Source organism: Butyricicoccus sp. Marseille-Q5471 (assembly GCF_951230135.1).
Lineage (GTDB): Bacteria > Bacillota > Clostridia > Oscillospirales > Butyricicoccaceae > Agathobaculum.
In genome coordinates, this window is sequence record NZ_CATNVC010000003.1 from 175,876 (window position 1) to 189,778 (window position 13,903).

A 13,903-nucleotide genomic window follows, 5' to 3' on the forward strand; every position below is an offset into this window, starting at 1 on the left:
CTCTATTTGTCCTCTTTGAATGCAAAAAAGCGCTGTCCCAGATAGTTAAAGCCGGTGAACAGGCACATGCCGACAAACATCGACACATTATCGCGCACGGCAACCGACGCGCCCGCAAGCAATTGCAGACACAGCGGCTTTGCGATGCCGTAAGCCAGCAGATAGCACACCACGATATTGACGGCAAAGCGCACGACCTGCGCCGCGCTCTTTTCCTTGTTTCCAAACGTGAAGTATTTGTTGAGGAAAAAGCTCAAAATGCTGGTTAGGATATAGTTTGCGGCCGAGGACACCCAGTAGGTACAGCCGGCAAGGTTGTACAGCCCGAACATAATCGCCGTGCCGACAAGGGTGTTGACCACGCCGACCAACAGGAATTTCAGCAACTTTTTGTCGACCAGACGGCTCACTTGACGCCCTCCTCGGTCTCACGCACCAGATAAACCGGGCGGTGCTTGGTTTCGAGATAGGTTTTGGCCAAATACTGTCCCAGAATGCCCATACAGAACAGCTGAATGCCGCCGAGGAAGAGGATGATGCACATCATGCTCGGCCAGCCGCCGACAGGGTCGCCGAAGGCCAGCGTCTTGATAACGACTAGCACGATGAACACAAACGCAATAACGCACAGCAGAAATCCCAAAATGGACGCAATGGCAAGCGGCGCGGTCGAAAACGCGACGATGCCTTCGAGCGAATAGAGAAACAGCTTCCAGAACGACCACTTGGTCTCGCCCGCGACGCGCTCAACGTTGACAAAGGGAATCCACTTGGTCTTAAAGCCGACCCAGCCGAAGATGCCCTTGGAAAAGCGGTTGTATTCGCGCATGGACAAAATTGCATCGACCACCGTGCGGCGCATCAGGCGGTAATCGCGCGCGCCGTCGACGATGTCGGCATCCGAAATTCGGTTGATGAGCTTATAAAAGCACCGCGCGAAGAAGGAGCGGATGGGCGGCTCGCCCTGCCGCGTGACGCGGCGGGTCGCAGCGCAGTCGTAGCCTTCCTCGGTCACGGCCTTATAGAGCGCGGGCAGCAGCGCGGGCGGATCCTGCAAATCGGCGTCCATCAGCGCGACAAAATCGCCTGTCGCGGCCTCCAGACCGGCCAGCATGCCTGCTTCCTTGCCAAAATTGCGCGAAAAGGACACGAAGCGCACGCGCTTGTCCCGCTCGGCCAGCTCACGCAGGATGGACAGCGTACCATCGCGCGAGCCATCGTCGACAAACACGAACTCGAAATCAATCCCGGACATGTCGCGGGTCACACGGTCAGCCTCCTGATAAAACAGCGGCAGCGCGGCCTCCTCATTATAACAGGGTACGACGAGCGAAATCTTATCCTTCATTTTTTCTCCCTTCCCCCAGCCGGTCCAGTCCGAAGGCGGCGGCCGTGAACACATAAAGCTGCGGCAGATACGCATAGCGCGGCTGCACCTCAATCAGCAGCAGCGCGCAAAACGCCGCGAATACGACGAAATACGGCAGGTATGCGGCGGTTTCCCGTGCGCCCCAGCGTCCGCGCGGGCCGATTAATCCCCAGGCGGCGAGTGCCAGTGCGAGGAAAAACAGGCCGCGATCAAATTCCTTAAGCATATCGAGCAGCCTCTCATGCGACGACAGGCCGAGCGGTGCGGTCGGATCGTTCTGCGTATGCCCGAACGCCCAGTCAAGCGCATCGGCGCACCAGAGGTACTCCGTTTTGTGCGCGAAATGCCGCACAAGGCGCAGGGGCGGCACGTGCAGCCGCTCCTCCAGCAGGGCGCTTTGCAGCGCGTCGGTCTCGGCAGTCGGGCGATGGTTTTCGTCGAGCGTTGCTGCGGTGGCTGTCCAATCGTCGTCCGAATAGCCGCCTGCGGTCTTATAATTCAGTCCCGTGACGAATTTCCACGTCGGATCGCCGTTTGACAGTCCGTTTTCGTTCAGACCGCTTGTCCGGACGATGCCGTCCGCCGCGGCGTGCATCCCGCCGTAAACCGCAAGCAGGAGCAGCAGGCCGCAAATCAGACGTTTGCGTCCCTCCCGCCGCCGCAGCAGCTCAAAAACCGCCCATGCGAGCACAGCAACCAGTACGATAATGCCCTCTGCCCGCAGCAAATTGCCCAGCTGCAGCGCAAGTCCCGCCAGAGCAAACCGCCAGAGCCGCAGGCCTTTGCAGTCCGCCGAGACGGCCAGCCACAGGCCGAGCGTCAGGAAAAAGGCGGACGGAATCTGATTGGACAGCAGCGTCGGTAGTGACAGCGCAAACGGAAACAGCGTCAGCAGCACGGCGGCCGTCTGCGCGGCGGATTCGCGCACGTGGGGGCGGACCATGCGATACAGCAGGCAGACCGTGCCCGCGGCGAGGACGGCGTTTACCAGTTCCAAGCACAGTGGATTGTTCCAGAGCCGCAGCCACATCGCCTGCCACGCGACAAAGACGCTCTGATACGCCCAAAGGGTAAAATAGGGTGTGTGCGAAAACGATACATCGCCCGCGAGCAGCGACTGCGCAGCCTCGTACATCATGCGAAAGTCCGATTCCAGCGGCGGGTGCAGCACGAAAACGCCCGCGACCCGCAGCGCGATGCCGCCTGCGAGCAGCCAGAAGGTGAACTGCGGGATAGGTCGGCGGCGCAGGCAGCAGAACACTGCGCACGCCAATAGCACGGCGAGCGCGTAGCCGCTTTGCAGCAGCACGGCTGCGGCCGCCGCGAGAAAGCCCGCGAGGAATAAAAATCGAAGCGCGCCAAAGCTCCTGGACATGCCAACGAGTCCCCCTTCCGTAAGCATTTTCCAACATAAGTATTTTATCACAGCGTTTTGTCGATGTAAAGCAATCGATCGGGCCGTTTCGCAGCTGTAATATAACGGTTTTGTGTCACCATTGTTACAGTTTCGCGCGCTCTATTGTGAGGGGCGCGGGCAGGGGATATAATTTGGATACATAGAAATGATTACCCAAGGATGGTATTGAAAGATGATAAAAAAGACAATCTGCGCACTTGCCGCTGTGCTGACACTGCTGGTCGGCGCGGGGGCGGCAGACGCAAGCTCCGCCTTTCCCGCCGTGCGCACCGGGGCGGACGGTGTGACGCTGTACGGCTATTTAGATGAATCGGGACAGACCGTGCTGCCCTTCGTCTACACCAAGGCCGGCGAATTTGCCGACTGCGGGCTTGCCGCGGTGGAGGACGAAAAATGGCAGACCGGCGTTATCAACCGCCAGGGCAAATTAATTATACCCTATGCCGATGCGCCTATTTCGGTCGATTTTTCAAGTGACGCCATTGCCTACCGGTATGCCGACCGCAGCGTATACTACACCCTCGCGGGCGAGCTCATCGGCTCCTATGCCGGTGCGGAGGGCTTCTTTGCCGACGGACTGCTGCTGTGCAAAAGTCCGGCTTCGGGTCTGTACGGCTATGTCAAGGCCGACGGCACGGCTGCCTTTTCCGGCAGCTACAAGAGCGCAGGCTCGTTTTCGGGCGGCCGGGCGGTCGTGGAGGCCGCTGACGGCTCGTTTTCCGTCATTGATACGACCGGCGCGGTGGTCAGCCAGCTGGAGCGCTTTATGACGCCCTCTTACCTGACCATTTACGGCGAGGACACGCTCATCGTGTCGGACGGCAGCAATCAGGCGCTGTACTCGATTATCACCGGCCAGTACCTGACCGATTTTATCTACAACCGCATCTCCGAATTCCACGAGGGCGCGGCCATGGTACGCCAAATCAACCGCTGGGGGCTGATTGACGAAAACGGCCGCGTGCTGACCAAACCCGCCTATTACTACCTCAGCTACATGGGCGAAGGCCTGTACGCCGCCCGCAGCGAGGACGGCTCGGCCGCGGCGGTCGATGCATCGGGCAACGTGGTCTACCGCACGCCCGAGTACGTCGGGGGCTTTTCCGAGATTAAGTACGGTCTGTCGTGGCACGGCATGAGCGACGGCAGCCTGATTTTCTTCCGCCGCAACGGCGGCTTCGCCTTCAGCCTGAAAAACGCCGAGCAGCCGCGCCTGCTGACCGAAAACATCGTGCGCGTCACGCAAAACGGCGAGATGCGGTACATCAACCTCGCCACCGGGCAGACGGTTTACGCCCCGCAAACCTCCTTCGACCTCGGCGGCGGCCTGACCGCCAAGTCCGTGCGGTATGAAAAATTCCTCGGCTATCAGAAGGACGGCACCGAGCACGGCTGGAACGTCACCTTCCCCGAAATCAGCGGCATGGCCGATACGGCTGTGCAAAAGCAGATCAACGCTGCCATCCGCGACCTTTTCCTCAAGGGTCCGTCGGTAACCGCCGAGTACGAGGCGCTTGAAGGCACCTACGGCGTGTCGCTCGAAGGGTCGGTTCTGGTCGTTTCGGCCAACTGTGTCAGCGGCAAGGGTCAGGGTTCCGCCGTCTGGAACAACAATCTGGCCTTTGATTTGAACACCGGCAAACAGTATCAGCTTTCCGACCTGCTCGGAAGCGATTATCTGTCCACCGTGCGCAGCCTGCTGCCTGATGAGCACGCCATCTATCTGTACAGCTTTCCGCGCATCAGCACCGCGGGCGTGACCTATTTCTACAACGAGTACGAGAGCAGCACCCGCCGCACTTACACTGAGCGCTATCTGCTTTCCTTTGAGCAGCTTGGTGATGCGGTCAACCGCGACAGCGCCTGCTTCCAGGCACTGCTGACCCCTTATCAGCAGAACGCGGCCGCCGTTCGCTTCACCGATGTGTCCGGACACTGGGCCGAGCCGCTGATCCTGCGTGCCGCCGAGCGCGGACTGGTGCAGGGCAGTGACGGTCGCTTCCGTCCGGATGACGCCATCACCTATGCCGAGGTCTGTACCACCGTTGCGCGCAGCCGCAGCCTGACCCCCGCGACCGTGCCCGCGCAGCCGGGCTATGACCCGAACGCATGGTACGCAGAGGAGGTCGGCGCGGCCTACACCGGCGGCCTGCTCACCGGCCTGTGGGACGGATTTTCCGCCAACGCCGCCGTCACGCGGGAGGACGCCATGCAGCTGTTTGCAAACGTGCTGCTGAAGGACGGAAAAACCGCGCTGCCCTCCACCCGGATTGACAGCACGCTCTCCGCCTTTTCCGATGCGGCGCAGCTTTCCGCCAACCGACGCGCCGCCGCCGCGCTGTGCGTACAACAGGCGCTGATCCAAGGCTCGGACGGCCGCATCGACCCGCAGAGCATCTTGACCCGCGCACAGTTCGTAAAACTCCTGCTGCTTGTCTGATTCCCATCCGCGCCGCGTTGCGGGGAACCCTTTTCGCGCCGTTTTCGTCTAACTCAGGGAGCATTTTCCGCAAAAGGGCATCCCTGCTCGTCCGCAGGCGTAAATTTACAGTACACAAATAAGCAAAACAATGGTAAAATGGAACGTGTAACCAAGAAAAACAATAAGAGGTGAAACAGAGTGAAAAGATTTCTTACCGCCGTGCTTTCTGCCGCTTTGCTGATCTGCACGCTGCCTGCAGCCTTTGCTGCGTCCGACATTCAGAATCACTGGGCCAAAAGCTATATTGAGGCGCTGAGCAACCAGGGCATCATGAATCCCTCGTCCAGCACGGGCGAGTACAAGCCCAATCAGGCCATCACGCGCGCTGAGTTCATGCGATACATCAACCGCGCGTTTGACTTCACGCAGAAGTCAACCATCAGCTTTGCTGACGTTGCCAAGGCCGATTGGTACTATGAAACCGTCCAAATCGCGGTAGCGCACGGCTACATTAACGGTGTGGGCAACAACAAGATGAATCCCAACGGCACGCTCACCCGCGAGCAGGCCGCGACCATTCTGGGCCGTCTGCAAAAGTACACACCCACCAGCAGCGATTCCCTGCTGACCAGCTTTAAGGACAGCGGCACCATCAACTCCTGGAGCCGCGAGTATCTGGCCGACGCAATCGACAACGGCTACTTAAACGGTTATACCGACGGCACGCTCAAGCCGCAGGGACAGATTACCCGCGCTGAGATTGCCAAGATTCTCTACTTCTACATGGGCACGCCGCTGAACACCAAAAGCGGTGTTTACACATCGGCCAACCTGCAGAGCACCACCAAAAACGTCTCTATCACCGCGCCCTGCACCCTGTCCGATACGACGGTGAACGGCAATCTCTACATCACCGAGGGCGTGCTCTCGGGCGAGGTGTTGCTCAAGAACGTCAATGTTTCCGGCCGCGTGATTATTTCGGGCGGCGCAGTCACGCTGGACGGCGTAAACACGGCGCAAATGGTCGTTTCCACCCCACTCGGCATCGCCCCGCAGGTCATCTGCTCCGGCAACACCAACATCGGACAGACCACGGTCATGACCTCCGCTTCGCTGAGCGAAAGCAACCTCAGCGTGTCGGCAGGCGGCCTGTCCGACCTGACGCTCGGCGGCTCTGGCCTGTCGCTGACGCTCGACGGTCAGGTCTGGACGACTAAGGTCAGCCAGCCCGCTACCATCCTCACCACCGGCGGCACCGAGATCAACGAGCTGACGGCTGACGCCAAGGTCACGGTTTCCGGCGGCGGCTCGATTCAGAAGGCAAAGCTCAACGCCACCGGCTGCAATCTGCTGATGAAGCCCGGCTCGGTTGAGCTGGCAAGCGGCGTGACTGCGACCATCGCGGGCGAGGAAGTCAAGTCCTCGTCGAGCGTGTCAGTCTCCCCCGCCGCACTCAGCTTTGATGTGAGCGACACCTCGTCCATCGCGCATTCCTATGATTTTACCTTTAATTCAGACAAGAACGACCTGACCAAGGTCGTCTGCAACGGCGCAAACCTCAAGCAAGGCACCGACTATGCGCTGCTGACAAGCCAGAACGGCATCCGCGTGTACAAGACCTATCTGACCACGCTCAGTGCCGGCACCTACTCGATGGAGCTTTATTTTGAGGACGGCACCAAGGCCGCCATCGCGGTTTCAAGCATCAACAGCGCGCTGACCGCCGTCAGTCCGTCGACCGTCACCTTTGACAAGTACAAGGAATCCGCAAACTACGCGGACCAGTCGGTGACCGTTACCCTGCCGGCCGGCACCACACTGTCCGATGTGAAAATCGGCAGCACCATGCTGACGCGCGGAGACGATTACACCTACGCCTCGACCAGCGGCCTTGTCACACTCAAGCTGTCGGCGCTTGCCTCGCGCAGCACCGGCTCGTACACCGTGACCTTTGTGCCCAGCCGTGGCTCGTCGATGACCTGCTCTCTTACAGTTGTGGATACCTCGCCGGTCAACGCCCTGTCGCAGAGCACCGCCGACTTTGACGCAAACACCTCGTCCGGCGGCTACACCGACCTGACCGTTACCCTCAAGCCCGCAAACGGTGCAACGCTCAAGTACATCCGCAGCAATAACAAGACCCTCGAGGAGAACTGGCAGTACCAGACGAACGGCAATGTCATCACGCTGAGCAAGTCCGCCGTGTCCTCCTTTGCGACGAGCGGCGCGAACTACGCTGATTTCACCTTCGTCATGTCGAGCGGCGTTAACCCCGTGCTGCGCGTCAACTATGTGACAACCTACGCGCTAACCGCCACCGTAGTGGACGACCTCGGAAACGCCATTTCTGGCGCAAGCGCCACCTGCACCCCGTCGGACGCGGAGACCGGTACGCCGGTGCAGACCGTGAACACGGATTCGAGCGGCAAGGCAGTCTTCTATGTCAAGCGCGGTTCGTACACGCTCAAGGCTTCGGACAGCCGCTTCACCGCCAGCGTTTCCGCCACGACCAGCGTCACCAACGCACGCACAGTCACGCTGACGGGCGAAATTCTTGAAACGGTCGAAATCACCGTGACCAACTCGTACGGCGCCAAGCTGTCGGGCGCTGCGGTGACCATCGGCGGCAAGATTGTCAACACCGGCGCAGACGGCGTGGCGACCTTCCGCCTCAAGCGCTCTACCTACACGGCGCAGATTGCCTGCCAAGGCTACACCTCGCAAAGTCTGGCCATTATCGTTAAGGATACCGTGCGCGAACGCGTTATTCTGAAGTAAACCAAAATAAAAAGACCGCTGCTCATGCAGCGGTCTTTTTTTGTTTGCTTTATAAGCCCATTTCCTTTTTCAGGCGTTCCAGTTCGTCGCTCACGGCGGCGTTCGCGCCGTTTTCGGCATACTTTTTCTCCAGCTCGCTTGCTTCGTCCACCGGCTTGCTGTTTAAATCGGCCATCGCGTTGGCACGGTCGAGCATGTCGTCGGCCTTGCGCTCCATGCGGTCAAAGGCGTTCATCGCGCCCGCCGTCTTGTCGGCCGAGGACGAGTACTTGCTGACCTTCTCCTGCGTCTTTGCAACGGCAACCTTGGCCTTAATCGCCTCACGGCGGCCATTGAGCTGCTCGATATCACCGATCAGCTTGTCATGCATCTGGCGCATCTTGACCGCGTTTTCATGCGCGGCGGCGTAGGTGGCCTGCAGCCCTTCCGCCTTTGCGTCATGCTGCTGCTTCTTGCCGAGGAATACGCGCGCGTCGTTCTCGCTGCCCGCGGCCAGCGCCTTTTTGGCCAACTCCTCATAGCGCTTGCTTTCTGCAGCGTTTTCGTCCACCAGACGCTTGGTGCGCGCCTCTTCTGCCATCACGCCCGCGGTTTCCCGCTTGACCTCGGCCAGATTTTCGGTCAGGTCGCGCAGATACTGGTCAATCATCTTGGCAGGGTCTTCGCATTTGTCCAGCAGGTCGTTGATATTCGCCTTTACAATGTCACTAAAACGTTCCAACATGCCCATTTGCTTTTGTCCTCCTTACAGTGCCTACGGCTTGCTTTCGCCGTCCTCATATTTCTTGGCGAGGTCCTCGACCTCCTGATCTCCGAATTTCTCAAGCGGCGTTTTGAGGATTTCCTCCGCCCGCTTCTGCTCCCGCTCACGCTGCTCACGCGCCTTTTTGCGCCAGAAATACAGCAGCGCGACCACGGCAACAACCGACACGCAAATCACAATCACCGGAACCGGCGACTTTGTGACCGTCATGATGCGCTCGCCCGTTTTTTCAAACGTGGTGCTGAAGAATTCCTCTTCCCCCATGTTGGAGGAATAGTAGCGATCCAGATAATCGGCCAGAATGCCGATAGCTTCGCTGTCCATGACCGTTTTTGCCTGCGTGCCTACCGTATAACCGCAGTTATACGAGCCTTGGCCGTTGTCACAGAACACCAGAAGGAAATGCCCCTCGTCCGAGAACAGCTTGGGATACAGCTCCTCCGCCTTCTTCTGCAGCTCACTCACGGTTGCGGCCGCGTCGTCGCGCAGGATATACAGATAGGGCTGCACGCCGGTCTGCTCATAGAACTTCTTCATGCCGCTTTCAAGCTGCCTTGGCTGTGTAATCCAGCCGGGTTCATCCGTGTAGTAGGCGGTTTCGCTCACCGCGCTCGCGGGCAGGGCTTCGCGTTCCACGGTGGAGCGCGGCGCACCGTCCCCAATCATAATGCCGTTCATCATGACGAAAACCAGCAGCAGCACCCCAAAAATACCGAGCAAAATGGCAAATGTGCCGCAGCCCGAGCCGCTGCTGCGGTTGGGTCCGCCGCCGCCCGCGGGTGGACCGCCGTTTGAACCGCCCCCGCCGTAATTGCGGGGTGAATTGTTGATGATAATCGGTCCGGTTCGGATGCGGCCGAAGCCACCGTAACCGCCGAATCCGCCATATCCGCCGCGCGAGCCGCCGTTTGAGCCGCCGCCCGAGCGGCCGCCGCCGGAAAATCCGCCCGAGGAACGCCCGCCGCCGGAAAATCCGCCGCCGCCAAAGCCGCCTCCGCCGGAGAAACCGCCGCCTCCGCCGCCTGATCTGCCCATAAAACTCCCCCTGTTACCGCTTATTTATGCTCACGCAGGTACTGAATTACATCATGCCGGGTGATGATACCGATAAACACACCGCGGCCGTCCGCCACGGGCACAAAGTTCTGCTCGGTCACCAAATCCACCAAATCCTCCATCCGCGCGTCAATGCTGACCGTACGATGGCGCACGCGGCGCGGCACCTGTCCGACCGTCATACTTTTGACCTCTTCCGGCTTTTTCATCAGCAGCATGCGCAGAAAATCGCCCTCGTTGATTGTGCCGAGGTATATGCCTTTATGGTCAATCACCGGAATGGCGGTAAATCCGCTCTTCATCATGTCGCTGAGCGCCTGCCGCGCCGGACAGTCCTCATATAAGTACGAAACCTCTATCTTTGGCTTCAAGAAAAACGAAATGTTCATCCAAATCCCCTCATTTCTTGGGAAGGTTTGAATTTCCCTTGGTATTATTGTACGACAGCGGGCGTGACAGGTCAACCGCCGTCGTACAAGATTGATAGTTTATTTACAAATATCCGCGCACTTCTTCGCAAAAAGCGGCATGAAAAACCTTCCATACAGTCTTGACCTTTTTCCTTTTAACTGCTAAAATGTAAAAGTGAAGCCGCAGGCGGCTTCCCATTGAATGTTTTATCGCAAAGGAAGGGTTACATAATGAAGAAAAGAATTCTGGCTGCTCTGATGGCGGGCGCAATGGCACTCAGCCTGACTGCATGCGGCGGCAGTGGCGACAATGCTGCTGCGGGCAACACCGATAACGCCGGCGATGCGGCTGCGACCGGCAAAACCTTTAAAGTTGGCATCTGCCAGCTCGTGCAGCACCCCGCACTGGACGCTGCAACCCAGGGCTTCCGCGAAAAGCTCGAAGAGCTGATGACGGCAGGCGGCAACAAGGTGGAGTTTGACGAGCAGAACGCTTCGGGCGATGCACCGACCTGTGCTACCATCGTCAACGGCTTTGTTTCCTCGAACGTTGATCTGATTCTTGCCAACGCGACCTCGCCGCTGCAGGCCGCTGCCGCAGGCACCGATTCCATTCCCGTGCTCGGCACCTCGGTCACCGACTATGCGACCGCGCTTGAAATCGACAACTGGACCGGCGCAACCGGCCGCAACATTTCGGGCACCTCCGACCTTGCCCCCCTCGAGGAGCAGGCCAAGATGCTGAACGAAATGTTCCCGGATGCAAAGAACGTCGGCCTGCTGTACTGCTCGGGCGAGCCGAACTCGGCTTACCAGATTTCGGTCATCAAGCCGATTCTGGAGCAGATGGGCTACACCTGCACCGAGTATTCCTTTGCTGACTCCAACGACATCGCTTCGATCTGCACCAGCGCTGTCGGTGCTTCCGATGTGATCTACGTACCGACCGACAATCAGGTTGCGTCGAACACCGAAATCATCAACAACATCTGCCTGCCGGCCAAGGTTCCGGTCATCGCGGGTGAAGAGGGCATCTGCTCCGGCTGCGGCGTAGCTACTCTGTCGATCAGCTACTATGAGCTCGGCCAGACCACCGGCCAGATGGCATACGACATTCTGGTAAACGGTGCGGACGTGACCAAGATGGACGTGGAATTTGCGCCCAACGTAACCAAGAAGTACAATGCGGCGAACTGTGAAGCGCTCGGCATCACCCCGCCGGCGGATTACGAAGCCATCGCTGCGGAATAATCGGGCATCTTTTTAAAAAGAGCGGAAAAGGACTTTCCTTTTCCGCTTTTTTTCGCTATAATGTTAACGTGTGTTTGTAATGAAAAATACCTTTTGGGGGAATGAACGTGAATTTTGTCAATCTCTTCAACGCCTTGCCCGGCGCGATGGCCCAGGGCCTCATCTGGGGCATCATGGCAATCGGCGTATTTATCACCTATAAGGTGCTCGATGTCGCTGACCTGACCGTCGACGGCTCCATCACCACGGGCGGCGCGACCTGCATCATCCTGATGGTAAACGGCTGCAACGTGTGGCTTGCCATGCTCGGCGCGATTATCGCGGGTCTGCTCGCGGGTCTTATCACGGGCATTCTACATACCCTGATGGGCATTCCGGCGCTGCTTGCCGGTATTTTAACGCAGCTTTCGCTGTACTCCATCAACCTGCGCATCATGAGCGGCAAGGCAAATCAGGCCATTTCGGTCGATAAATACGATTTGCTCGTCTCGCTGCGCCGCATTCCCAACGCCATTCTCATCGGCGCGCTCTTCACGGTCGTCATCATCGCCCTGCTGTATTGGTTCTTCGGCACCTCGCTCGGCTGCGCGATTCGTTCGACCGGCGCAAACCCCAACATGTCCCGCGCACAGGGCATCAACACCGATTTGACCAAGGTGCTCGGCCTGATGCTATCCAACGGACTGGTTGCGCTTTCCGGCGCACTGCTCGCCCAGTATCAGGGCTTTGCGGACGTCAACATGGGACGCGGCGCGATTGTCATCGGTCTGGCCGCCGTCATCGTGGGCGATGTTATTTTCGGAAAGATTTTCCGCAATTTCGCACTCAAGCTGCTTTCCGTCGGCTTCGGCGCAATTATTTACTACGCTGTCATTCAGGTCGTGCTCTGGCTGGGTCTGAACGCCAACGACCTCAAGCTGCTCTCCGCCGTTGTGGTTGCGATTTTCCTCGCCATCCCCTACTGGAAGGGCAAATACTTCAACAAGGCCGCGAAAAAGGAGGGCAAGTAACATGCTGGAGCTTAAAAACATCCAAAAAACCTTCAACGCCGGCACAATTAATGAGAAAAAGGCCATCAACGGCCTCAATCTGACGCTTGAAAACGGCGATTTTGTTACCGTCATCGGCGGCAACGGCGCGGGCAAGTCGACCATCCTGAACCTCATTGCGGGCGTGTTCCCGGTCGATCAGGGCACGATTCACCTAAACGGCTTCAACCTGACCGGACTGCCCGAGCACAAGCGTGCGAAGTATCTCGGCCGCGTGTTTCAGGACCCGATGATGGGCACCGCCGCGACGATGGGCATCGAAGAAAACCTCGCGCTGGCCTACCGACGTGGCAAAACACGCGGTCTGGGCAGCGGCATCACCGCCGCCGAGCGTGAGATTTACCGCGAAAAGCTTGCCACCCTCGGCCTGGGACTCGAGGAGCGCATGACGAGCAAGGTTGGCCTGCTGTCAGGCGGCCAGCGTCAGGCGCTGACGCTGCTGATGGCGACCCTGCAAAAGCCCGATCTGCTGCTACTGGATGAGCACACCGCCGCGCTCGACCCCAAAACGGCCGACAAGGTGCTGCAGCTGACCGAAGAAATCGTCGCACGCGACGGCCTGACCACGCTGATGGTCACGCACAACATGAAGCATGCCATCCAGTACGGCAACCGTCTGATTATGATGGACGCTGGCCGCGTGGTGGTCGACATTCGCGGCGAGGAGAAGAAAAACCTCTCCGTGCGCGATCTGTTGGAGAAATTCAACATCGAAAACGACCGTATGCTGCTGTCCGAATAAAATGGACGATTTCATCATCCGACTTGCGACCGAAGCGGATGCCGCAGACCTCCTTGGTATTTATGCGCCGTATGTTGAGCAGACCGCGATTACGTTTGAGTATGACGTACCCAGCGTGTCCGAATTTCGCTCCCGCATCAGGCGCGTCAAGGAGCGCTATCCCTATCTGGTTGCCGCGCAAAACGGTGTCCTCGTCGGCTATGCGTATGCCGGGGCGTTTCACGAACGTGCCGCATACCATTGGGCGGTCGAAACGTCCATTTATGTCCGCATGGACTGCAAGCACCAGGGCATCGGATGCAAGCTCTATCACGCGCTGGAGCGCGCGCTGAGGCAGCAGGGTATTCTAAATGTGAACGCCTGCATTGCCTGTCCGGAGACCGAGGACGAATACCTCACGCGGGACAGCGTGCGGTTTCACGAGCATCTCGGCTATCGCATGGTCGGCGAGTTCCATCAATGCGGCTATAAGTTCAAGCGCTGGTACAACATGGTGTGGATGGAGAAAACCATCGGCGACCATTTTCAGCATCAGCCGGAAGTCCTCTGGTGGCCGGAAATCGAGGCGGCGGGCAACGGATTAGAGGAATCATAGTAAAAGAGGGCGCTATCGCTTGCAAGCGACAGCGCCCTCTTTCTGTTTTGT

Annotated in this window: 12 protein-coding genes; 6 read left to right on the forward strand and 6 right to left on the reverse strand. The window is 58.6% G+C overall.

Annotation, left to right across the window (positions count from 1 at the left end; all coding sequences use genetic code 11):
* Positions 1–2 precede the first annotated feature (2 nt).
* Genes QOX26_RS05390 through QOX26_RS05400 form a run of 3 tightly spaced genes read right to left on the reverse strand, consistent with a single transcriptional unit; the run spans position 3 to position 2,744 of the window.
* Positions 3–410, reverse strand: a complete 408-nt coding sequence (locus QOX26_RS05390; protein WP_283673902.1) for a GtrA family protein — start codon at positions 408–410, stop codon at positions 3–5.
* Positions 407–1,348: a glycosyltransferase family 2 protein gene (locus QOX26_RS05395; protein WP_283673903.1), complete on the reverse strand. Its 942-nt coding sequence runs from the start codon at positions 1,346–1,348 to the stop codon at positions 407–409. Before QOX26_RS05395 ends, QOX26_RS05390 begins: the two co-directional genes overlap by 4 nt.
* On the reverse strand, positions 1,338–2,744 hold the full coding sequence (locus tag QOX26_RS05400) for a glycosyltransferase family 39 protein (protein WP_283673904.1): 1,407 nt from the start codon (positions 2,742–2,744) through the stop codon (positions 1,338–1,340). Before QOX26_RS05400 ends, QOX26_RS05395 begins: the two co-directional genes overlap by 11 nt.
* 214 nt (positions 2,745–2,958) lie before the next feature.
* Here QOX26_RS05400 and QOX26_RS05405 point away from each other — a divergent pair, with 214 nt between their 5' ends.
* A complete protein-coding gene (locus tag QOX26_RS05405; protein WP_283673905.1) occupies positions 2,959–5,226 on the forward strand; it encodes a WG repeat-containing protein in 2,268 nt (755 codons plus the stop codon).
* Between the two features lie 180 nt (positions 5,227–5,406).
* Positions 5,407–7,986 carry an S-layer homology domain-containing protein gene (locus QOX26_RS05410; RefSeq protein ID WP_283673906.1) on the forward strand — a complete coding sequence of 860 codons (2,580 nt, stop codon included), beginning with the start codon at positions 5,407–5,409 and terminating at the stop codon, positions 7,984–7,986.
* A 49-nt stretch (positions 7,987–8,035) separates the two neighbouring features.
* On the opposite strand, the gene QOX26_RS05415 is transcribed toward QOX26_RS05410, so the two are convergent.
* From QOX26_RS05415 to QOX26_RS05425, 3 genes are read right to left on the reverse strand one after another with little or no spacing between them, the layout of a single operon-like run.
* Positions 8,036–8,716 carry a PspA/IM30 family protein gene (locus QOX26_RS05415; RefSeq protein ID WP_283673907.1) on the reverse strand — a complete coding sequence of 227 codons (681 nt, stop codon included), beginning with the start codon at positions 8,714–8,716 and terminating at the stop codon, positions 8,036–8,038.
* Positions 8,717–8,740: 24 nt separating this feature from the next.
* Complete coding sequence (locus tag QOX26_RS05420; RefSeq protein ID WP_283673909.1) at positions 8,741–9,784, reverse strand: hypothetical protein; 1,044 nt, start codon at positions 9,782–9,784, stop codon at positions 8,741–8,743.
* A 20-nt stretch (positions 9,785–9,804) separates the two neighbouring features.
* Positions 9,805–10,176, reverse strand: coding sequence for a CBS domain-containing protein (locus tag QOX26_RS05425; RefSeq protein ID WP_283673910.1), 372 nt, complete (start codon positions 10,174–10,176; stop codon positions 9,805–9,807).
* A 270-nt stretch (positions 10,177–10,446) separates the two neighbouring features.
* Here QOX26_RS05425 and QOX26_RS05430 point away from each other — a divergent pair, with 270 nt between their 5' ends.
* The 4 genes from QOX26_RS05430 to QOX26_RS05445 all read left to right on the forward strand — a co-directional run bounded on the left by QOX26_RS05430 (position 10,447) and on the right by QOX26_RS05445 (position 13,852).
* The gene (locus QOX26_RS05430) at positions 10,447–11,466 is read left to right on the forward strand and encodes an ABC transporter substrate-binding protein (protein WP_283673911.1); all 1,020 of its coding nucleotides are present in this window, start codon (positions 10,447–10,449) and stop codon (positions 11,464–11,466) included.
* Between the two features lie 101 nt (positions 11,467–11,567).
* On the forward strand, positions 11,568–12,476 hold the full coding sequence (locus tag QOX26_RS05435) for an ABC transporter permease (RefSeq protein ID WP_283673912.1): 909 nt from the start codon (positions 11,568–11,570) through the stop codon (positions 12,474–12,476).
* A 1-nt stretch (position 12,477) separates the two neighbouring features.
* Positions 12,478–13,257 carry an ABC transporter ATP-binding protein gene (locus tag QOX26_RS05440; RefSeq protein WP_283673913.1) on the forward strand — a complete coding sequence of 260 codons (780 nt, stop codon included), beginning with the start codon at positions 12,478–12,480 and terminating at the stop codon, positions 13,255–13,257.
* A 1-nt stretch (position 13,258) separates the two neighbouring features.
* Positions 13,259–13,852, forward strand: a complete 594-nt coding sequence (locus tag QOX26_RS05445) for a GNAT family N-acetyltransferase (protein ID WP_283673914.1) — start codon at positions 13,259–13,261, stop codon at positions 13,850–13,852.
* Positions 13,853–13,903: the final 51 nt, after the last annotated feature.

Excerpts from the sequence above, each read along its gene's own strand:
- QOX26_RS05395 (WP_283673903.1), bottom strand. The coding sequence starts at position 1,348 with ATGAAGGATAAGATTTCGCTCGTCGTACCCTGTTATAATGAGGAGGCC.
- QOX26_RS05400 (WP_283673904.1), bottom strand. The coding sequence starts at position 2,744 with ATGTCCAGGAGCTTTGGCGCGCTTCGATTTTTATTCCTCGCGGGCTTT.
- QOX26_RS05405 (WP_283673905.1), top strand. The coding sequence starts at position 2,959 with ATGATAAAAAAGACAATCTGCGCACTTGCCGCTGTGCTGACACTGCTG.
- QOX26_RS05415 (WP_283673907.1), bottom strand. The coding sequence starts at position 8,716 with ATGGGCATGTTGGAACGTTTTAGTGACATTGTAAAGGCGAATATCAAC.
- QOX26_RS05420 (WP_283673909.1), bottom strand. The coding sequence starts at position 9,784 with ATGGGCAGATCAGGCGGCGGAGGCGGCGGTTTCTCCGGCGGAGGCGGC.
- QOX26_RS05430 (WP_283673911.1), top strand. The coding sequence starts at position 10,447 with ATGAAGAAAAGAATTCTGGCTGCTCTGATGGCGGGCGCAATGGCACTC.
- QOX26_RS05435 (WP_283673912.1), top strand. The coding sequence starts at position 11,568 with ATGAACGTGAATTTTGTCAATCTCTTCAACGCCTTGCCCGGCGCGATG.
- QOX26_RS05440 (WP_283673913.1), top strand. The coding sequence starts at position 12,478 with ATGCTGGAGCTTAAAAACATCCAAAAAACCTTCAACGCCGGCACAATT.
- QOX26_RS05445 (WP_283673914.1), top strand. The coding sequence starts at position 13,259 with ATGGACGATTTCATCATCCGACTTGCGACCGAAGCGGATGCCGCAGAC.